Below are 19,774 nucleotides of genomic sequence, written 5' to 3' on the forward strand. Positions count from 1 at the left end.
GGCTGGGCTCCTATGCGTAAACGGTGAGGCCGCTGCGCGAGGCGAGCGGCACGGTGATGCGGGTGCGCAGGTTGGCGCGGGGCCGGTCGGTGCGGGTGCCTTCGACGAGGATGATCCCCTCGCCGGGCCGGGGCTGTTCCAGGCCGACGCGGGTGACCTTGATCCGCGGTTCCCAGCGGCGAAGCGCGAGCGCGGTGGCCGCGAAGATCCGGATGCGGCTGGCCGGGTTCGCCGGCTGATCCACCAGATCGGGAAGCAGCGAACCGAATTCGCGCCGGCCGACACGGGTGCCGATCGGCGTGGTGAGGATGCACGCCACGGATTGGGCGAGATGCGCCTCTCCCTCGATCGGTTTGCCGGTGGCAGCGTCCATGCCCTTCATTGGGCTGTCCCCGAAATGCCGCTGCCGGGCTGCACCTGCGGATGCCTGTGGCCGGTGAGGCTCTTGCCGGCGGCGACGACATCGTCGGCGCTGGTGATCTTGCCGCTGGCATCCAGCTTGCCTTTGAGGGTGACATCGGCGTTGAGGGTGAGGCCGCCGGGGGCAGATATCTCCGCCGTGCCGCCGGCACCGATTGCGACGCTGAGCTTGTGGCCCTGTGGATCGTAGCTGATCCGCGTGCCGTCGGGAAAATCGATCAGGCACGTGGCATTGCCAGCGGGGGCGGGATGCGTGTCGCTGAACAGTGCGCCGAGAATGACACCGGCGGCAACGTCACCTTCCGGGCAGAACAGCACCACCTGTTCGCCGACGCTGGGCGGTGCCCAAATGCGCAGCGCACCGGCGCGGGGGGCGGCGAAGGGCAGATCGTCGGTGAGGAGGTCGCCGACGCGCACGCGAACCGTGCCCTGGGCAAGATCGACGCGTTCGATCGTGCCCAGGCGCATCAGGTTGCCGATCAGGCGGCGGGGATCGTTGAGGTCGCTCACGGTGCCGGACTTTGCCCCCGGCACCGCGAACGCGCGCGGGGTTGGGCTTGTGAAAGCCCGGTTTCACAAGGGCGGGCTATTCGGCGGCGGGTGTGGGTTCCGGGACAGGCGGCGGGTTGGTGATCGCGCCGGTTGCAATCTTCACTTCCACCCCAAGCGCGATTTCGGCGATGCGGGCCTCGGTTGCGGCGGTATCATATTTGCCCTTGGCGGTGGTGCAGATGTTCACGTCGCGGGTGTGGGTGACACCGGCATGTTCGAACGTCACCGATGCTGTGCCGCCGTTCACGCTGTTGATCGTGGTTTTCATCGCTTTTTCCTCCTGATGCGAGCGGGGTGGACGCTCATTTGCCGATGGTGCGTACCCAGACGCGCGCGGTGCGATCGTCCGCATTCCAGATCTGAATCGATGTGGGCGGGCTGCCGATAATGTCGGCGATGCCGGTATTCTGATAATTGTCACGGTTGCCGCTCAGCGCACTGACTCCCAGCGATGGGTGCACCCATTCGCTATGGGCGATGGGCAGGGGATAGCTGGCGAAGCTGTCCTGCGGCACCTGCACCCAGCCCCAGGTTTCCTTTCGGCCCGACGCGTAGAGCAGCCACCCGCCATTTTCGGAGAGGTTCTGATCGACGACGCGATCATAGGCCGCGCCGTCATAGCCATCGAGCAGATCAGCATCGAGGCCGGAACCGGCGCCGTCATTGGCAGCATCCCATATCCGGGCGCCGTTGCGACTGGCCTCCCCCGCGACCAGGAGCGATCCCGACCAGCGCATCTGCCCGGCGGGGCTGAACTGGAAATGACCCCATTCGTTGGACAGATCGGGGTTCGTCACCTGAAAATAGGCGAAGCCGCTGGTGGCATTGCCCTTGAGCCGAAACCCACCGGAGCTGCCGGCATTGGGCGTTGCCGCCGTGACCGGGCCGGTAAAATCTTCGCCGGTGCGCCTGGCGGGCGTGTAGCCGAGCCGGGCGACAATGTCGGCATAATAGCTGCTATCGCGGCCATCGAGGAGGTCCGCGTCGAGCCCGGAGCCGGCACCATCATTGCCCGCGTGCCAGGCGCGTCCGCCCTGCAGCCGCGCCTCACCCGTATTGCGCGCGATCTGGAACGGTGTGTCGATAAAGGCGCCATCATCGGCATAGCGATTGATGAAGAAATCGCTGGCGTTGTTGCCGCCGCTTTCGTCTTGGGCACCGGACATTCCGAGCAGCCAGCGGCGCCCGCTCGGCCGCTCAATGCTGAAACCGCCATAATAGCTGCCGGCCCCGGCGATCATGCGATTGACCGCTTCGCCGCCGGTGGAGACTATGAGCGACCCCGTGAAGCTGTCGCCTGCGCGGTTGGCGGGGGTATAGCCCAGGCGCGCGGCGATGTTCGTGTAATAGCTGCCCTGCTGGCCATCGAGCAGATCGGCATCGAGGCCTGAGCCGGCGCCGTCATTGGCGGCATCCCAAAGCAGTGCGCCGTTACGGCTGGCATTTCCCGCCACCAGAAGCGATCCCGACCAGCGCATCTGGCCGGCGGCAGTGAACTGGAGATTGCCCCATTCGCTGGTCGCATCGGGGTTCGTTACCTGAAAATAGGCGAAGCCGCTGGTGGCGTTGGCCTTGAGGCGAAACCCGCCGGAAGTGCCGGTGTTGGGGGTTGCCGCCGCGACGGGGCCAGTGAAGTCCTCGCCGGTGCGATTGGCAGGGGTGTAGCCGAGGCGACCGACGACGTCGCCATAATAGCTGCTATCACGACCATCGAGGAGGTCCGCGTCGAGCCCGGAGCCGGCGCCGTCATTGCCTGCGTGCCAAACGCGATTGGCCTGGGCCCGCACCTCACCGGTGTTGCGGGTGATCTGGAACGGCGTGTCGATAAAGGCACCGTCGTCGGCGTAGCGGTTGATGAAGAAATCGCTGGCGCTGTTGCCGCCGCTTTCTGCCTGGGCACCGGACATGCCGAACAGCCAGCGGCGCCCGCTCGGCCGCTCAATGCTGAAACCGCCATAGTAGCTGCCGGCCCCGGCGATCATGCGATTGACCGCCTCACCCCCTGTGGTGACGGTGATCGCTCCGGTGAAGTTGTCACCGGCACGGTTGGCGGGCGTGTAGCCCAAGCGTGCCGGGATGTTCGCATAATAGCTGCCCTGCTGGCCATCGAGCAGATCGGCGTCGAGGCCGGAGCCGGCGCCATCGTTGCTCGCTCGCCAGATATCGGCGCCCCAGCTCGCCAGCCGGGCGGCGATGCTGAAGCTGAGGCCTTTTGGGGTGACGGCGCGGCGATCTTCGGTGCCGGTGGCGGTTTCCGCATCTGTCGCCAGTTCGACGACGCCCGCTGTTTCGGTGGTGGCTGCGGGATTTAGGAAGTTGGTGGCGCCGAAGGTTAGGGCAGATGCCGCGATATCGGTGAAGCGAATATCGAGCGCGAGTAGGAGCATTGCCTGCGCCGATTTCTCGACCAGGATGCTGCTCTGGCCATACGCCGCGAACAGGGTGCCATCGGCCAGGTACAGCGCGATCGAGCGCACGGAATAGACGCTGCTGCTTTCATCTCGCACGGTGACATGGATCGTATCGGCGGCGACAGCGTCCCCGGCGATGGTGCTGATCCGCTTGGTTTCATCCGGCAGGGTCGTGGTGGCGGCGCTGGCCGTGATCGCGGTGGCGGATACGCCAATCGCAGCGATCCGGACGGCGCTGGTGCCGTCGCGGCTAGCGTTGACGATCGCGGCGCGGCCGGCGTTGGTGACAGTGAGGGTGAGCGGCATCGCGGGCTCCGATCAGGCGGTGAGCTGTAGACGGGTGAAGAGGACGGGGCGGGCGACCGCGATAAGGCCGGCGGTGCCGGTGAAGCGCAGCCCTTGGGTGAAGGTGAAGGAAGAGCGCACCGGCTTGGTTCGGCGCACTTCGCTGATCACAGCCTCTGCGAACGCCGCGGTGGCGGGGGCGCCGTCATTGCCGCTCAGCTCGACAGCCAGCGAGAAGCTGTGCGGTGGACCGGGCGGCGAGAGCTGCCACCATTCGCGCAACGCCACCGCACCGCCGAAGGATTCCACCACGGCGCGCACCGATGCGGCGGTTCCCTTCCGGCGCTGGATCTCGATCGCGCGGCGAACACGGGCGCGCTTCACCGGCTCAGGCCAGTCGCTCGACCAGGCATCGATCGATACCGCCCAGGCAAGATAGGGAAGCAGCGGCAGCGGACAGCGATCGGGATCGATCAGTGACCGGAGCGGCACCGGCAGATCGCCTAGCCGGGCGGTCGCCGCTTCCAGCGCGCGTTCCAGCGCGGAGGCGTTCGGCGGCAGCAGGCTGCCGCTCATTCGCCGGTGCCCGCATAGGTGATGGTGATGCCAGTGCACCAGCCGGCCTGGGTGCGATCGATGGCGATATCGGCTGCGGGGAAGCTCAGCGCGACATTCTGGACGCCTTCGGCATGAAGTGCCGCGATGATGCCGGAGCGGGTGATGTCCATGCCAAGCCGGTGCTGGCGATCACGATAGGCCTCGACGCGGCGCTGTGCCTCGGCCAGCACGATGCCATCATCCGGACCGCTGAAGGTCGTGAGCGTGGCGACGATCTGATAAGGTACGATCGTCGCGGACTGCACCGTTACCGCATCGGTGAGCGGGCGAACCGTTTCGTCCGAAACATGGGCGGCAACCTTGGCGAGCAAGGCGGGCGAGGCGGTGCCATCGCCCGCCCGAGACAGCACCGTCACCAGTACCCTACCGGGTGCGGGGCTAGTGGCGCTCGCATCCAGCACATCGCCATCGGCGGAACGGGCGTGGAAGATATAGGCGCCCTCCGGCCCGGCGACCGAGAAGCCTTCGGGCGCCAGCACCAGGCGGGCGCGCAGTGCGGTATCTTCCTCATAGGTGGGCGGGATGTCGTTGGCGGGGGCGCCGGGACTGAGCTGGAGCCGGGCGACCGACATCAACGCGGCGAGGTGATCAAGATCGGTGCCGGTGGCGAACGCCGGCATCACCGCCTTCGCGGCATCGTTCACCCGCCCGCGCAGCATCAACTCGCGATAGGCGCAGACCTGTAGCAGCATCACCGCTGGGTCGGACTCGACGGTCGCGTCGAATCCGGGAACCAGCGCCTGCAGGCTGGAGAGCATTTCAGCATAGATATCTTCGAAGCTGAGCGGCTCGATTACGGTCGGTGCCGGCAAGCGCGAGAGATCCACGGCGGTAAAGGTGGCGGAGGTGTCGGCCATGCCGCCCATGTCGCGGCGGCATGGGCGTGCAGGCTAGCGGCGGTCCTTGTGAAATGTTGGTTTCACAAGGACCGCAGCGGGGCGAAGGGAAGGCAGTTCCTAAAAGGTGTCGCGCGTAGGAACCGCTGCGAGGCGAGACTTGGCTGTGGATTTCACAAGCTGCGCGGCGGCGTTCCGGGTCGGTGAATCCAGCCCCAAATCGAGACGTAGTTCGCGATTGGTCGCGAACGCTGTAAGGGTCGTTTCGCTGCCCCAGTTATTGCAGCGATCTCCCTTATTGTATTCGCACCATATAAGCGAGATGTGATCGGCTGCAGTTACACTTGAAGATAATGTGCTCAAGCCATATTTTTGTGTGATATTTGCGCGAATTCCCTCGATCGTCCGACCGGACATTGGACTGGTGTATAGGATTTTCGATACACGTTGGCCCGTCGGCGTAGTGTAAAAGTCGATGTCCCAAATGCTGCCTGTGTCGTCCGAGAGACCCATGCCGCTGGTGTGTGCTGGGAGTTTGAAGTCCGAGCTCTTTCCCTGAAGACGGCTCATTTGGAGAGACACTTCCTCCTCGAAAGATCGAGCGCCCGTCGCGTGCCATTTGACGCGCATTCCCTTGGCCGAAGCGACCCGGAGAACTTCCGCCGGGGTCATTCCGAGTTTGACCCCACCGATGTCGAATGTGGAGGGGCGTCCCTTGATGAAGGGGGTTTGCGCCAGATTTGAATCGCCGTCGCTTGCGATCACTTCCGGCCGAACCTGTGCGATGCCCGGCGTTGCGAGCAATAAGCCCATTGTTCCAAGAAGTCTGAAGCTGGCGTGCATGATCGTCCCTTGATGTTGGTTCGCTGCCCGTGCGGGCACCACCAATTCTCTGTCGATCAATTCCTTATGATTGGTGACCGACTCTTCACGAAGCGACACCACCAATGTGGCGTAGCAGCAGATCGAGCATGGCGCCGGCCTCCCTATCCGTGAGGCCGAGCAGTTCGCGGCGCGGATAGCGCACGGGCTTTGCCTTGGCGGAAGGCCGGTCCATCAACCCCTCCTGCGAGACACTGGCGATTTCGGACACGCGGCCGGCGAAACCGACCCACGCCTCGCGGTCGCTGGCGCCCGCCCGTAGATTGCGGCCGTTGCGCAGCTTGCGGAACATCGCGGCGCGGCGGATGCCGCCCTGCCGGCGATATTTGCCGCCACTCTTGTTCTGTTCTTCCGGTTCGAGCGGCAGCCAGCGATCCACCTTGTCCCAGAAGAAGCTGCGGATGCCGCCGGCTTCGACGTCATAGCCGGTGAGCAGTTTCCCTTCGTGTGCCCAGCTCTTCATCAGCACGAGCCGGGGTTCGGCCGCGCCCTTGGGATAGAGGAACTTCACCGCGTAGTTGCCGGGGCGGGGCGCGGGCTTTGTCTTGCGCGGCACATAGGCGCTGCCGTCCGGGTTCTGCTGGCGGCCGATGCGGGCGGATTGCGCGCGTTGCAGATCCTTCGCCATCGCGCGAAGCATCCGGCGGCGCTCGGGGGGCGCGGTTGCGCGGAGAAGTGCCCCCGCGATCCGCTCCAGCTCGGCGAGGTCGCGGTTCATTCGCCATGCTCCGCCACCAGGCGGGTTTCGTCCGCCGGTGCGTCGCGCAGGAACAGGTGCCAGAGCGGAACGCAACAGAGGCCGTCGAACGCGTCGGTAAGCCGGGGTGCTTCCGGGTGTGCGGTGGTGAAGCCGCCGGACGCCTGGGGCTGGACGGTGACAATCTCGGTCAGCTCGATCCAGATCGACACGTCGGCAGCGTCGCTGGCCAGGAGTTCCGATTCGAAGCGAAACGGTTCCTGCTGGCCCGCCTGCAGCAGATCGGGCTGGGCATCGGCGATCCAGGCCAGGATCGGCACCATCAGGCCATCGATTGCGCCGGCATATTCCTGCAAGACAAGATTGAGCGTGTAGCGATATTCGAAGGCGAGCGTGCCCGGCCCGGCCGCGACGCGCCCGCGATCGACAAACATGCTGAGCTTGGCGGGATCGTCGCGCAGCTGCGGCACATGGGCCAGCAGTACCCGGCGGAGGCCATCAGGCTTCTGCATCAATCTGGGCCCCGTCATCCGCCGGCTGGATCGGTATCAGGCGCGTGCCGGCACCGAATACCAGCGCCGGATCATAGTCCGTCACACCATCCCATTCGATCCGATCGATCGCCTCGCCCGAGGCATTGAGGACGAGATATGCTGCCATGCGGCCCTCCTTCAGAAATACCAGGTGATGCGCAGCTCGCCGCGCCCGCCGGTGCCGCCGGCACCAGACAGGCTGGGACTATCACTGGCGCCGCCCCCGCCGCCGCCGCCGCCAGGCGAACCGCCATCGCCACCGGCGATGCCCGCGCCCGTGGTCTGGCCGGAGGGGCCGCCACCACCACCGCCGCCGCCGCTCTGGATGAAATCGTTGCTGACGCTGCCGCCGGCAGTGCCGGCGTTGCTGCCACCTGCGGCTGCTGTCGGGCTATGGGTGGAGCCGGCACCACCTGCGCCGGCCGCGCGGACGACATTGGTGGCGTCGATACCACCGCCACCGCCGCCGCCGCCGGTGGCACCGGCACCACCGGCACCAGCCGAGGCGCTGAACGTGCCGGAACCGCCCGCGCCGCTGGATCCAAAGGTGCCGCCGCCGGGGCTCGCGCCGCCGATCGCGTTGGCGGTCCAGCCGCCAACGCCGCCGCTGCCGCCGGCAGCGCTGACCATGCTGCCGAGCAAGGTTGTGCCGCCATTGCCGCCGGTGACGCCGCCGCTGTCCGTTCGCGCGGGCCCGCCGCTGCCACCGGCACCGATCGTCACGCTTTCGGTCGCGCCATGCGCTGCCGCCGGCATACGCAGATACTGTACGGCCCCGCCCGCACCGCCGCCGCCGCCGGTGCGGGTGGTGGCGCTGCCCCCCGATCGTCCCGAGCCGCCGCCGCCGCCGCCGCCGATCGCCATCACCTCCAGCGCCGTCGCCAGGGGCGGCTTTACGCTGCCGGCGGCGCCCGTGGCGCTGCTTGCATATATCAGCCGCAAGGGCGCGAGGCCCCAGCGCTGCACAACCCAGGCGGTGCCCGCCCAGAGCAGCAGAACCCAATCCGATGGGGAGGAGAGCCAGGCGAGATCGGAATTTGTGGCGCGGATGGTGACTCGATTGGCCGAGCTATCGTCCTTCCGGATCACCAGCACGTCACCGGGGGTGAGGCCCGTGCCAGGCAGCGTTAGGACCAGCGGCGCGGCGCTTGCATTGGCGACGATCATTTTGCCCGCGCTGGTCGCCGGGATTGCGCCGCTGGCGACGCGGTTCTCGATTTCCTGGCGCCGCGCGTACAGCTCCTCGAAATTGCTGTTCGCCTTGATCCAGGCATCGCGATCCGGTTCGCCCTTGCCGTCGTTGGGGCTCTGGCCAACGCCGATGATCTGTCGGGCCATCGCTCAGCTCCTGTCGGTGGTGTAGAGAGTGGAATCGGTGGTTTTGGTGGTGCGGTCGACCGTGCGAGAAAGCAGCGCGGTGATGCGCGTCCGTACCGCCAGCAGCACCGGCGCGACGCCCAGGCCGAGGCCGATCTTCACAGCCAGGCCTCGATCTGGGTTGCGGTGGTTCCCGAAACTTCCAGCTTGAGGATCGACCAGGGCAGGATCTGGCCCGCCTCGATACGGCTGTCGCGAGTCTGGCCGGATGCCATTACCATCCGGATCGTGCCGCTGTTGCCGAGGCAACGGATCGCGCGCGAGGGGCGCGGCAGGGGCGTTCCCGCGACGGCGGCCATCACGTCGGTCGCCGCGCCCTGGGCGGCGATGGCGTCAAGCTGCTGGGACTGCAGTTCGGCGGTGGCGACTTTGCTCATGGATGGTTCTCCGGTTCGGTGGGGCAGGTGCCGGGAGCGATCCACGCGACCAGGCGGCGGAAGCGGACACGCTGATCGCGATCGTGCAGCACCAGGGTTTTGAGGGCGGTGCGCAGCGGCGCCGGCAGGATCGCCACCTGATCGGTGGGGAAGGCCGGGGGCGGTTCCGGGCAGGCGAGCAGGTTAGCAGGTGGCGTGTCTTTCACCGGCACCGCCACGATTTCCGCCGGCCGATGCTCAAGGCGCGGGCTGCATCCCGCCAAGGCGATTGAGAGCAGCGAACCAATCGCCATCAACGCGGTCATCGGCGCGGATCTGCGCATCGGCTTTCTCCATGGTCTTGAGAGCTGCGGCCCGGTTTCCGGACTCGGTGGCGGCGGCGGTGCGATCGTGCGTCGACTTGGTGTCGCGTTCGGCAGCGGCCGAGGTGAGGACGCGGGCGGTGGCAGCGAGCGTGTCGCTGCGGAATGTCGCCAGATCCTTCACGGCTTCGCGGCAGACCGCGCCGCGCGGCATCACCACCTTGTGGCGCTTGCCGGCCGCGTCGGTGCGCTCGATCGTCGTGGCTTCGATGCCGGTGCCGGCGTGGGCGCAGGTTTCGCGCGCCCAGCTTGCCCAGGCATCCCGGTCGGCGCGGACCCGACGCGCGTCGACGTACAGGGCAGCGGTGGCGATGCCGAGCGCAATCAGCACCAGCCAGCTATTGCCCGCCCATTTGTGCAGCGCCCTGGTGGCGCCGATGATCAGCCGGATCATGCGGTTCCCTTCTCCATCATCGTGGCGAGGCGTTCGGCACGGGCGCCGACCTGGCGCGCCCAGAGCGACGTGCGCATTCGGGCGGCGGCGCCTACGAAATCGCCGCGTTCCATCCTGGCGAGCGTGTTCTTGAAGCCGAGCAGGCGTCCGATGCCGAGGTTGAAGCACATGTTGAGCAGGGCACGCTGGCGCACGTCGCTCAGGCCCCGCCACCAAGGCAGCTTGGCGTCGAGCTGGCGTTCGCAGGCAGCGATATCGTTCGCGAACAGCGCGCGGGACTGTTCGCGGGTGATGCCGTTCTTGAGAACGCTTGCCAGCGTGATACCGAGCGCGGCCGTTTCGGCAGGCGATATCCTCACATCGTCCAGATTGCGCCCGATGCCGATCGTGCGCTTGCCGGCGGGGCAGCGATAGACCTTGAACCGCTCGCCTTCGTCGCGGATCAGCTCGGCGGCCAGCGCATCGCGATCATAAGTCACTGATCGCCTCCCTTGCCCAGGAAGTGGTCGCGCAAGCTGGCGGGGATGGTGCCGGCGACGTCGGCCGCCGCCGCGATGAACCGGGGCGTGGCTTCGAAAGCGATCATGCCGATGGTGAAGGCGATGCCCTGCAGCACGAAAGGATCGAGCGACCAGATCGCGCCGATCGCGCGGCCCGCGAACCACGAGACGACGATGCCCACGGCAAGCTGCACGAAGCGTTCGCGCCAGGTAAGGCCCTTGCGCCAGGCGAGCCCCACCGCTGCGCCGATCGCGCCGGGTGCGATGCCGGACAGGATGGCGAAACACGCGTCGAGCAGGGCCGCGATCTTCTGTTCCATGGTCAACTCCAGAGCTGGACCGTCTCGCGCACCGGCGGAGCTTGGGCGGCGATCGGGGGGACGGTGACCGGCGTGCCGATCGGAAGGGTGGCGCCGCGATCGGCAAGGCCGGGATTGGCCGCGAGGACGGCATCAAGGGTTTCCGGGCCGAGCCCGCGTTCGCGCCACAACAGCTCGTCCAGCGTGTCGCCCTGGCGCGCGGTCAGCACGTCGGCCATCACAGCAGCTCCACATTGGTGCGGGGCTGGCCGAGGATGCGGCGCACGGCATGGAGCGCGTCGCGGCGCAGCTCGCCGATCGAGGCGTCCAGTTCGTCCACCTTGCGCTGGCCGGCGCCGGTCAGGTCGACATCGCGTTGCCGTTCGACGAGCAGGGCCTTCGTCCAGGCACCCACGGCAAGCTGGTACAGCACCAGGTTGCGCGTCGAACCGTCGAGCGGCGGAGACGGCACATCGGCGAAGCGGGCGGCGGTCTGGTCGGCGCGCCAGCTTTCGAGCTGGTCGTTCGTCCAGAGGATCGCTTCGCGCACCGCGTCGCGCAGACGTTCCGCCGGCATGTCCGTGGGAATGCGGCGCGCCTTGCGCAGATCGGCGGGATCGATGTCCGGAAACCAGCCGTCATTGACGATCGGCGCAGCACCAGCGGCGGCGGGCGGCGGCTTCAGTTCGGGGGTGCAGGCGAACCCGCTCATATCCATTCCTCGGGTGGCGCCCCCGGCAAACGGGGGTGGGGATCGGGTCCGCGACGGCCCTCAGCCGGAAGGCTCTCCCGTCGCGCGCGATCCGCCCCCGAGCGCCGGGGGGCGAGCTGGTCAGGCGTCCTGGGTGGACGCGGGGTCGGCGGGCGGCGGCGGCGTGGCGGCTTCGAGCTGCTTCTCCAGCTTGCGAATGCGGCCCGTCACACCGACGCGGTCGTCGAGCTGATGGGCGCGGCGGAGCGCGTCGAGCGCCTTGGCAAGGGCGCGCGGCTGGTCTTCCGCCGAGAGCAGCGCCTCGGCACCGAGCGCAGTCTCCTGCCCGATCGCCTTGTAGAGCTTGGCGCGGATCTGATCGTGCATGTCCGCGTCCGCCGTAAGGCTCTCGGTGGCGTAGAGAATGCCCAGGTCGAAGCACTGGCCGGCGGCCTGCGCTTTGATCGCAGCGGTGGCGATCTCTTCGGCGACCAGGGCAGCGGTGGTGCGCTGGTAGCGGGCAGGCATGGGCAGATCGTGGAGCAGCATATGTTCGGCCAGCTCCAGCGCACCGCGATATTCGCCCACGTCGATCAGCCAGACCATGATGGTGGGGATCACTTCGTCCGCCACCGCCTTGCCGGTCTCGGCCGAGACGCGCAGGCGCGCCATCACCCAATCGCGATAGGCGGGCAGCATTTCGCGCTTCGCCTCGATCTTCTTCTCGATCGACTGGATCGCCTTCAGCCGGCGCATGTCGTGCACCAGGCGCAGCATGATCTGGGCGTCGGGGCCATCCCCAGCACCGGGATCGAGGGCGGCGGGATCTTCGATCGCGGCAAGCGCCGCGTGCCGCAGGGCGTGCAGGCGCGCGGGGCTGGCTGCGACGATCGCGGTGACGGGCAGGGGTTCCTGCCCGCCCTCGCCCTGGGGCGCGGCAACGATCGGGTGGGCGTGATCGGGCTTGGCCGCATTGGCGAAGCGTTCACGATGCTGGCGAGCTGGGCTCATGATGCGTTCCGGTGCTGGATAGGGGGAGGGCGGGCAGGACTTGGCGCAGGTCCTCAGACCTTCGGGCCAAGCTGGATGTTCTCGACCAGCGCCGCCTTGCCGTATTCCTCGACCATGAAGGCGTCGTTCACCGACTCGTAGTTGGCGATCTGGTCGAGGGCGGATTCCTCGACGATGTTCCGGCGGTTCGAGCCAACCTGCCAGTAATAGGACAGGTTCTTGAGGCTGGTGACCATCAGGGCATCGGGCGGGAAGTTCGGCACCTGCATGGTCGGCTTGCCGCCGAGCTGGCGGCTCGACATCAGCACATCGCGCGCGACCATTTCGGTGGCGGTGTTGCCGGCCTCGTTCACGATCTTGAAGTATTTCTCGTGGACGAGATCGCTGCCGACGATCACCACAAGATCGGTGGCACCCCGGAACTGCTCGTGCAGCAGATTGTGGATGACGTCGAAGACCAGCGCGTCGAGGTTCACATAGTCCGCGGTGCCCGCTTCCGACACATAGACCTTGAGCTGATCCTTGCCGCCATGGGACATGACGCGGTCCGGCGCGTAGGTCCGCATCTTGTAGAGCCAGCCGTAATTGACGTCCTGAAGCAGCGGATAAGCGGCGCGGTCCGTCTGGACTTCGGCCTTTACGCCGTTGAAGCCGATGGTGATGATGTCCTGTGCCTTCTGGACGATCACCGCATCGCGGCAGAGCTGCTGGAATTCGGGACGATGCGCCCAGCTATCGAGCAGGGCATAGGGCCAGGCATAGTCGTAGTTGGTCTGCTTCGCGATGTACTGGTCGATCGCTTCGCTGCCGAACGGGCTGGTCGGCGTGCGGCGCTGGCCGGCGGCAGTGTTGGTACGGCCGGCGAGCGAACGGGTGACGCCCACGCCAACACGATCGCCGATCTGGGAAATGACCGGGACGACGTTGATCCGCGAAAGGAAGTCGCTGCTGAGCTGCAGCTTGGCCTGCAACTTCTGTTCGATGGCGGGCGCGACGGCGAATTTCTTGATCTCGGCCGAGCCGGCGGCGAAGAAGCTGCCGCTGAGACCGTTCAGCTTCGCGATCTGGCCGAGATAGCCGTTGAACAGCTCGCGGGTATAATTCTGCATGGAAATGCTCCGGGGTGCGGGAAAGGGGCGCGGGCGGGGAGGGGATCAGCAATCGGTGAGGTGCTGGCCGCTGGCGCCGGTGGCGGGCGGGCGGCTGAAGCCGGCGGGCGTGGCTTCGAGCTGGCCTTTGAGCGTCGCCAGTTCGGCCTGCGTCGCCGCGATGGCGTCATGCGCAGGCTTGACGGCCGCCGCGACGGCATCGCTAATCGCCTGGGTGAAGGCGCCAAAGTCCAAATTGTCGTTCGCCGCCTTGGGCTGGGGCTTGGGCTTTTCCTCGTCGTCGCCTGTGCGGTTGAACATCGCGGCGACCTTGGCGAAGCCGGCGACGATCGCGTCGGCGATGCCGGTGGTGCCCGCATCGAATTCGATCGTCACCGGCTCGCTCGACGCGGTGAACATCGTGCCGGGCGCGGTGCGTGCGAACTGCAGTTTCTGGGTGCCGATGCTTGCGGGGGTGTCGGTGAAGGCCAGGCCGATCAGGCCGATCTTGCCGGTGCCGGCATAGTCCGGAGTCAGTTCCACCGACGGATAGGGCTTCTGGCCCTCGGTCGATAGCTTGACCAGCTGCTCATTGGCTTCGACCTGCACGTAGAGCGCACGGCGGGTTTCCGACTTGCCGGCGATGCTGAATTCGTCGTCCTGCGCCTTCACGGCGACCACGTCGCCATAGCCGTTGAACGGCGGTTCGGGGCTGAACCCGGCGATATGCTCGATGTTGATCCGCGGCGAATAGGTCTCGCGGTTGAAGGTGGCGACGACGTCGTCGATCATTTCGGGCGTGACCGTTCGGCCGTCGCTGATCGTCTGACCGGCGACGAATGCGCGGAAGAACCGGGAGAGTTTGGCCATGGCGGTGCTGGTCCCTTGAGATGATCGCGGCGGTGCGTTTTTGCGTGCCGCGAAAAGGGACCGGATCGGGGCGTCTTCTCAAGCGAGCTGCCTTGTGAAATGCCGGTTTCACAAGGCTGGACGCTCAATGGCCGGGGGCAGGCGTGGCTAGGTTCGCGGCGCCATGCATCCCGCCGACGAACCCCTGCCAGCTTCGACGATGCCCATACCCGTGGATGCGCGTCGCCAGGCGCGCAGCCTTTATTGGCGCTATTGGACGATCACCCAGATTGCCGAGGAGCTGGGGCTAAAGCGGGCCACCGTGGAAGCGTGGCGCGTGCGCGATCGGTGGGACGACGCGCCAGCGCTCACAAAGATCGAGGACGCGATCGAGGCCCGCATCGTCGGGCTGATCGACAAGGACAAGAAGACCCCCGGCGATTTCAAGGAAATCGACCTGTTGATGCGCGCCGTGACCAGTGCCGCGCGGGTACGCCGCTATGAAGCGCCGGGTGGGCACGAAGGCGACCTGAACGAAAGAGTCGCCAACCGGAACGCGGGCGAGAAGAAGAAGCCGAGAACCAACTATTTCACCCGCGAACAGGTGGAGGAGCTGGAGCGCATCTTCCACGACGAGCTGTTCGATTATCAGCGCGATTGGTGGGAGGCGCGCGACGAGCGCACCCGCATGATCCTGAAATCGCGCCAGATCGGCGCGACGTGGTATTTCGCGCGGGAAGCGCTGCTCGACGCGCTGCGCGGGCGCGGCAACATGATCTTCCTGTCCGCCTCGAAGAGCCAGGCGCATATCTTCCGCAACTACATCATCCAGTTCGCGGCGCGGGTGGGCGTGAAGCTGCAGGGCGATCCGATCGTGATCGATGCGGAAACGCTGCCCGAGGGCGAGGATCTGCCGCAGCTGATCTTCCTGGGCACCAATGCCCGCACCGCCCAGGGCTATCACGGCAATTTCTACTTCGACGAGTTCTTCTGGACCTATGGCTTCGAGGAGCTGAACAAGGTCGCCAGCGGCATGGCGATGCACAAGAAGTGGCGGAAAACCTACTTCTCGACGCCGTCGACCGTGGCCCATCAGGCGCACGCCTATTGGACCGGCGAGCGCCGCAACCGGCGGGTGAAGAAAGAGCAGCGCATCACGATCGACGTGGGCCATGCCCGGCTGCGCACGGGCACGCGGTGCGAAGACAATGTGTGGCGCCAGATCGTGACGATCGAGGACGCGGAGGCGCGCGGTTGCGACCTGTTCGATCTGGATGAGCTGCGCATCGAATATGCGCCCGACGAATTCGCCAATCTGCTGCTCTGCCAGTTCGTCGACGACAGCCTGTCGGCCTTCAAGTTCAACGAGCTGCAAAAGGCGACGGTCGACGCCATGGTCGATTGGACGGACGTCAACCTGCTGGCGCCGCGTCCGGTCGGCAATCGCGCGGCGTGGGCGGGCTATGATCCGCAGGAGAGCGAGGACGGCGACAATGCCGCGCTGGTGATTGCGCTGCCGCCGGAAGGGCCGGGGGGCAAGTTCCGGCTGCTGGAGAAGCACCAGTTGCGCGGGCTGGATTACCAGGCGCAGGCGGAATTCATCCGCCAGCGGCTGGCGCGCTACAACTGCACCTATCTGGGCATCGACGCGACCGGCATCGGATCGGCCGTCTATCAGCTGCTGCAGGACAAGGTGCGCGGCTGCACCAAGATCGAATATTCGCTCGAATCCAAGACCCAGATGGTGATGAAGGCGCAGCACAGCTTTTCGCGCGGCCGGATCGAGTTCGACGCGGGCTGGATCGACCTGCAGTCGAGCTTCCTGTCGATCAAGAAGGCGCTCACCAGCTCGGGCAAGGCGATCACCTTCAAGGCGAGCCGTGGCGGCGAAGATACCGGCCATGCCGATCTGGCCTGGGCGGTGATGCACATCCTGATCAACGAACCTCTGGACGGCAGCGCGCGGCCGAAGACGCGCATGGAGATAGTCGATGGCGAAGCGGAACCGGGCGAGGGCGATGTCTCGGCAGGAAGCGGGAGCGGCCTTGTCTGGGGCGTTGGTGCCGGCGAACGATATGGCCGAGGCGGAGGGCCGCTCGGCGGGCATGTCATTCAGCTTCGGCGATCCGGAGCCGGTGCTGAGCCGGCGCGAACTGCTCGACATGGCCGAATGCTGGCACAATGGCCGGTGGTACGAACCGCCGGTGCCACTCGACGGCCTGGCGCGCGCCTTCCGGGTTTCGCCGCACCACAGCAGCGCGATCATGCTCAAGCGCAACCTGCTGGTCGCGTCGTTCGCGCCGTCGGCGTTGCTCGGCACCGCTGCCTTCGAAGCGCTCGCCCAGGACTTTCTGGTGTTCGGCAACGGCTATCTGGAGGAGCAGCGCAACGTGCTGGGCGGCGTGCTGCGCTATAAGCACGCCATCGCCAAATATACCCGGCGCGGGGTGGAGGAGGGGCGCTTCTTCTACGTGCCCGGCGGTCGCGACGAGATGGAGTTCGCGCCGGGTAGCGTGTTTCAGGTGCGCCAGCCCGATGTGAACCAGGAGATTTATGGCGTGCCGGAATATCTGAGCGCGCTGCAGTCCGCGCTGCTGAACGAAGCCGCGACGCTGTTCCGGCGCCGCTATTATCTGAACGGCAGCCATGCCGGCTACATCCTCTACGCCACCGGTGAGATCGACCAGAAGGATACCGACGCGCTCAAGGCGGCGTTGAAAGCTTCGCGCGGGCCGGGCAATTTCCGGAACCTGTTCGTCCATGCGCCGAACGGCAAGGAAGGATCGCTCAAGATCCTGCCGATCGCGGAGGTGGGCGCGAAGGACGAATTCCTCGGCATCAAGAACGCGACGCGCGACGATGTGCTGGCCGCGCACCGCACACCGCCGCAGGTGCTGGGCATCGTGCCGGCCCAAGGGTCGAGCGGGTTCGGCAATCCGCTCCAGGCTGTCGACATGTTCTTCGATCTGGAAATCGTGCCGCTGCAGGTGCGGCTACTGCAGCTTAACGAGCTGATCGGGCGCGAGGTGATCCGGTTCCGCGAGCGCAAGCCGATGGCCGCCGTTGCCTGATTTTGCCGAAGGCGAATCGCCGCTTTCCTACAGCCTGTCGGGTGTGCCAGCCCTGGGAGTATCCGCCGGTCGCAGTGCGCCAGCGGGTGCAATCGCGTCGCTGATCAGCGACGCCCACCCCCAGAAGAGGCAAAGCTTCCACCATGTTGAGTGCCGTAACCCCCGTTTCCCCCGCCGCCGGCTATATCGGCGGCAAGCGCAATCTCGCGGGCCGCATCACCCGGATTATCGAACAGGTCGACCATCAGCTCTATGCGGAGCCCTTTGTCGGCATGGGTGGGATCTTTCTCCGCCGCCGCCAGCGCCCCAAGGCGGAAGTGATCAACGACGTGAGCGGCGACGTCGTGACATTCTTCCGTGTGCTGCAGGAGCATTATCCGTACTTCGTCGATATGCTGAAATTCCGGGTGGCGAGCCGGGGTGAGTTCGAGCGCCTGCGCGCGATGCCCGCGGATCGGCTGACCGATCTGCAGCGGGCGGCGCGGTTCTTGTATCTGCAGCGGCTTGGATTTGGCGGGCGCGTGCATGGCCGGACCTTCGGTGTCGATGCCAGCCAGGGCGCGCGATTCAATGTCACGAAGCTGGAGCCGCTGCTGGCCGATATTCACGATCGCCTGGCCGGGGTGGTGATCGAGCAGCTGCACTATTCCACCTTCATCACCCGCTATGATCGCCCTCGCGCGCTTTTCTACCTCGATCCGCCCTATTGGGGATGCGAGACCGACTATGGCCAGGACGTGTTCGGGCGCGAGGACTTCGAACGGCTCGCCGCCCAACTCGGCACCATGAAGGGCAAGTTCTTGCTGTCGCTGAACGATACGCCCGGCGTGCGGGAAGTGTTCGGTGCATTCGGCATCATGCCGGTCGAAACGACCTATACGGTGAGCAGGGGAAATGCCTCAAAAGCGGGCGAGCTGCTGATTGCGAACTTCGCGATCGGGAGTAACACAGCTTCATGCGTCCGCGCCGGCCAAGGCTTATCGAAATAGAGTTTGTGGTGCTGGCCATCCTTTCCCTTATCGCGGGAGGGATGGCCATCTCTCGGCTTTTGAGCGCCCTGTTCAGATAAGTTCCGTAGGGCGTGCGTAATAGATGGTGTAGGGCGTGCCTGCATCGAAAGCGCGGATACATGCAATCTTTGCTGCGTTGGCTTCGCTGAAAAAACCACAATGAACTTCGTTCCCGTCGAATACGTTGAAGCAACCCTTCTGTTCATAAATCCAAAATTCCACAGTTACGACTCCATTTGTTGGAGCCGGGATGCTCGATATAGTATCAGGCAGCAACTCTTATCTGCGAAGGCCGCGGATTAATCTCTCCCACTGTTCTTCGTTGTTGGGAAATCGATTAGGCGCGGTCGGCTCTTGGGCACATGGCCGCGCTCTGGCGCTGGCGGGGCGGCCGCCGCACTGCAAGCAGTAGAGATGGTCGCGGAGCAGGTGCAGCGCTGTCGGCCAGCGGTGGCACCGATACCACCGCTCCAGGCGCCGCGCGTCGATCACAGCGCTGTGCCCGCACCCACATTGGACCAACACGTTGAAGCCCCGGCGGGTGATATCGCCGAGCGTGTCATAGCGATGATTCGCGCTCATGGGTGAGCATCACCGAAGTCGGGTTGCGAATGAAACATAACAAGAACATTATTGGGCGATGCGCGCCCGAGTCTACAACCTGCACGATCCGCGACTCTCCCAAACCCGCAGTTCTCCCGCGCGACCGGGAAAGGCTAAAACTGGGACGAAGCCGCCGTTCCCATGCTTCCGGTTAAGCGTCACCTTTCGCCAAGAGCCGACGTGGAGCGCTTATCCCCGGATCGTGCGTTTAGGTCTGAAGTCGGGTGGGTGCGCTAGACTTCGGTAGATGGACGTGTGGCAGCGTCATGCTCGAATGCGATGATCTTCACTGCGCTGCGGCGACGAAACAGCCTTGCGACCGCGCGAGCTCCCGTTCGCGTCCAACGGACAAGAGGACCGTGCAGAAGCTTGTCGCGTTCGTACCGAAAATGCAGTGTAGCTTCCCAGACATACCGGATTGATGAATGCACGTTTGAGGCAGGCTCGATCCGCCGGTTGCGTAGCGTGGTCTCGATGTCTCCCAACGCCAACGGCAGAGCCATAATCCATTCGACGACGCCGACCGCAGCGGCATCATTGAGCGACAGGGTTTGGATCCCTGCTATCGCTCTACGCACTATCGACAGCCCAATCTCGATCTGGCCGCCCGATGTTTCGCGGAAGTCGTCATCCGTGCTGTCATCATAGATCGGCACGGCCTCGATTGCCTCAACTAGCCCGATGAGGAAGGTCAATATGCCGATGGCCTTTGCGCGTCCGGCCCGACCAGCGCGGGTGGACTGGATGATAACGAACCAGAGCGCGCCGACGGTACCGATCGCCGCAAGTGCGTCCCAGTTGAACCAGCTCGTCATATCGGAGAGGAACGACCAGATCGGGCGGAGCCATTCGGGCGGATGTTTCACCAGCCAAGGCTCCAGAAGCGTCGCCATGTTTCAGTCATGTCG

General features: G+C 65.7%; 25 protein-coding genes and 1 pseudogene. 3 read left to right on the plus strand and 23 right to left on the minus strand.

What is annotated here, in order from left to right; genetic code table 11:
• Positions 1–10: 10 nt before the first annotated feature.
• The 22 genes from DD559_RS17850 to DD559_RS17940 form a co-directional block, all read right to left on the minus strand.
• Positions 11–382 (minus strand): GPW/gp25 family protein, encoded by a 372-nt coding sequence (locus tag DD559_RS17850; RefSeq protein WP_116470358.1) that lies wholly within the window; start codon positions 380–382, stop codon positions 11–13.
• A complete protein-coding gene (locus DD559_RS17855) occupies positions 379–930 on the minus strand; it encodes a phage baseplate assembly protein V (protein WP_240610326.1) in 552 nt (183 codons plus the stop codon). Before DD559_RS17855 ends, DD559_RS17850 begins: the two co-directional genes overlap by 4 nt.
• 76 nt (positions 931–1,006) lie before the next feature.
• Positions 1,007–1,240 (minus strand): hypothetical protein, encoded by a 234-nt coding sequence (locus DD559_RS17860; protein WP_116470359.1) that lies wholly within the window; start codon positions 1,238–1,240, stop codon positions 1,007–1,009.
• Positions 1,241–1,274: 34 nt separating this feature from the next.
• Positions 1,275–3,689: a hypothetical protein gene (locus tag DD559_RS17865; RefSeq protein WP_116470360.1), complete on the minus strand. Its 2,415-nt coding sequence runs from the start codon at positions 3,687–3,689 to the stop codon at positions 1,275–1,277.
• 12 nt (positions 3,690–3,701) lie between these two features.
• Positions 3,702–4,244, minus strand: coding sequence for a phage tail protein I (locus tag DD559_RS17870; RefSeq protein ID WP_116470361.1), 543 nt, complete (start codon positions 4,242–4,244; stop codon positions 3,702–3,704).
• Positions 4,241–5,143, minus strand: a complete 903-nt coding sequence (locus DD559_RS17875; protein ID WP_116471015.1) for a baseplate assembly protein — start codon at positions 5,141–5,143, stop codon at positions 4,241–4,243. Before DD559_RS17875 ends, DD559_RS17870 begins: the two co-directional genes overlap by 4 nt.
• A gap of 99 nt (positions 5,144–5,242) precedes the next feature.
• On the minus strand, positions 5,243–6,064 hold the full coding sequence (locus DD559_RS19675) for a hypothetical protein (protein WP_133243856.1): 822 nt from the start codon (positions 6,062–6,064) through the stop codon (positions 5,243–5,245).
• On the minus strand, positions 6,051–6,722 hold the full coding sequence (locus DD559_RS17880) for a phage virion morphogenesis protein (protein WP_116470362.1): 672 nt from the start codon (positions 6,720–6,722) through the stop codon (positions 6,051–6,053). Before DD559_RS17880 ends, DD559_RS19675 begins: the two co-directional genes overlap by 14 nt.
• Positions 6,719–7,213, minus strand: a complete 495-nt coding sequence (locus DD559_RS17885; protein WP_116470363.1) for a phage tail protein — start codon at positions 7,211–7,213, stop codon at positions 6,719–6,721. The genes DD559_RS17880 and DD559_RS17885 overlap by 4 nt, the downstream gene beginning before the upstream one ends.
• Complete coding sequence (locus DD559_RS19910) at positions 7,200–7,361, minus strand: hypothetical protein (protein ID WP_165831141.1); 162 nt, start codon at positions 7,359–7,361, stop codon at positions 7,200–7,202. The genes DD559_RS17885 and DD559_RS19910 overlap by 14 nt, the downstream gene beginning before the upstream one ends.
• An 11-nt stretch (positions 7,362–7,372) precedes the next feature.
• On the minus strand, positions 7,373–8,572 hold the full coding sequence (locus DD559_RS20320; protein WP_116470364.1) for a hypothetical protein: 1,200 nt from the start codon (positions 8,570–8,572) through the stop codon (positions 7,373–7,375).
• Positions 8,573–8,575: 3 nt separating this feature from the next.
• The gene (locus tag DD559_RS19915) at positions 8,576–8,713 is read right to left on the minus strand and encodes a hypothetical protein (protein WP_165831142.1); all 138 of its coding nucleotides are present in this window, start codon (positions 8,711–8,713) and stop codon (positions 8,576–8,578) included.
• Positions 8,710–8,988: a spike base protein, RCAP_Rcc01079 family gene (locus DD559_RS17895; RefSeq protein ID WP_116470365.1), complete on the minus strand. Its 279-nt coding sequence runs from the start codon at positions 8,986–8,988 to the stop codon at positions 8,710–8,712. Before DD559_RS17895 ends, DD559_RS19915 begins: the two co-directional genes overlap by 4 nt.
• A complete protein-coding gene (locus tag DD559_RS17900) occupies positions 8,985–9,293 on the minus strand; it encodes a hypothetical protein (RefSeq protein ID WP_133243857.1) in 309 nt (102 codons plus the stop codon). Before DD559_RS17900 ends, DD559_RS17895 begins: the two co-directional genes overlap by 4 nt.
• Positions 9,226–9,744, minus strand: coding sequence for a hypothetical protein (locus DD559_RS17905; RefSeq protein ID WP_116470367.1), 519 nt, complete (start codon positions 9,742–9,744; stop codon positions 9,226–9,228). Before DD559_RS17905 ends, DD559_RS17900 begins: the two co-directional genes overlap by 68 nt.
• Entirely contained in the window at positions 9,741–10,223 is a 483-nt protein-coding gene (locus DD559_RS17910) for a glycoside hydrolase family protein (RefSeq protein WP_116470368.1), read from the minus strand. Before DD559_RS17910 ends, DD559_RS17905 begins: the two co-directional genes overlap by 4 nt.
• Positions 10,220–10,564 (minus strand): hypothetical protein, encoded by a 345-nt coding sequence (locus tag DD559_RS17915; RefSeq protein WP_116470369.1) that lies wholly within the window; start codon positions 10,562–10,564, stop codon positions 10,220–10,222. Before DD559_RS17915 ends, DD559_RS17910 begins: the two co-directional genes overlap by 4 nt.
• Before the next feature lie 2 nt (positions 10,565–10,566).
• Positions 10,567–10,782 (minus strand): tail protein X, encoded by a 216-nt coding sequence (locus tag DD559_RS17920; RefSeq protein WP_116470370.1) that lies wholly within the window; start codon positions 10,780–10,782, stop codon positions 10,567–10,569.
• Complete coding sequence (locus tag DD559_RS17925; RefSeq protein ID WP_165831143.1) at positions 10,782–11,255, minus strand: head completion/stabilization protein; 474 nt, start codon at positions 11,253–11,255, stop codon at positions 10,782–10,784. The genes DD559_RS17920 and DD559_RS17925 overlap by 1 nt, the downstream gene beginning before the upstream one ends.
• A 120-nt stretch (positions 11,256–11,375) precedes the next feature.
• Positions 11,376–12,245 carry a phage terminase small subunit gene (gpM, locus tag DD559_RS17930; RefSeq protein ID WP_116470372.1) on the minus strand — a complete coding sequence of 290 codons (870 nt, stop codon included), beginning with the start codon at positions 12,243–12,245 and terminating at the stop codon, positions 11,376–11,378.
• A 53-nt stretch (positions 12,246–12,298) separates the two neighbouring features.
• Entirely contained in the window at positions 12,299–13,354 is a 1,056-nt protein-coding gene (locus tag DD559_RS17935; protein WP_116470373.1) for a phage major capsid protein, P2 family, read from the minus strand.
• 45 nt (positions 13,355–13,399) lie between these two features.
• The gene (locus DD559_RS17940; protein ID WP_116470374.1) at positions 13,400–14,203 is read right to left on the minus strand and encodes a GPO family capsid scaffolding protein; all 804 of its coding nucleotides are present in this window, start codon (positions 14,201–14,203) and stop codon (positions 13,400–13,402) included.
• 199 nt (positions 14,204–14,402) lie between these two features.
• On the opposite strand from DD559_RS17940, the pseudogene DD559_RS17945 reads away from it, so the two are divergent.
• The 3 genes and pseudogenes from DD559_RS17945 to DD559_RS17955 form a co-directional block, all read left to right on the plus strand.
• Positions 14,403–16,151: pseudogene (locus tag DD559_RS17945) on the plus strand (terminase large subunit domain-containing protein); the annotation flags it as partial.
• 193 nt (positions 16,152–16,344) lie between these two features.
• Positions 16,345–17,253, plus strand: a complete 909-nt coding sequence (locus DD559_RS17950; protein WP_116470375.1) for a phage portal protein — start codon at positions 16,345–16,347, stop codon at positions 17,251–17,253.
• A gap of 143 nt (positions 17,254–17,396) precedes the next feature.
• Positions 17,397–18,242: a DNA adenine methylase gene (locus tag DD559_RS17955; protein WP_116470376.1), complete on the plus strand. Its 846-nt coding sequence runs from the start codon at positions 17,397–17,399 to the stop codon at positions 18,240–18,242.
• A gap of 857 nt (positions 18,243–19,099) precedes the next feature.
• Here DD559_RS17955 and DD559_RS17960 read toward each other — a convergent pair.
• A complete protein-coding gene (locus DD559_RS17960; protein ID WP_116470377.1) occupies positions 19,100–19,759 on the minus strand; it encodes a hypothetical protein in 660 nt (219 codons plus the stop codon).
• Positions 19,760–19,774: the final 15 nt, after the last annotated feature.

It is taken from the genome of Sphingomonas pokkalii (assembly GCF_003096275.1).
GTDB lineage: Bacteria > Pseudomonadota > Alphaproteobacteria > Sphingomonadales > Sphingomonadaceae > Sphingomonas > Sphingomonas pokkalii.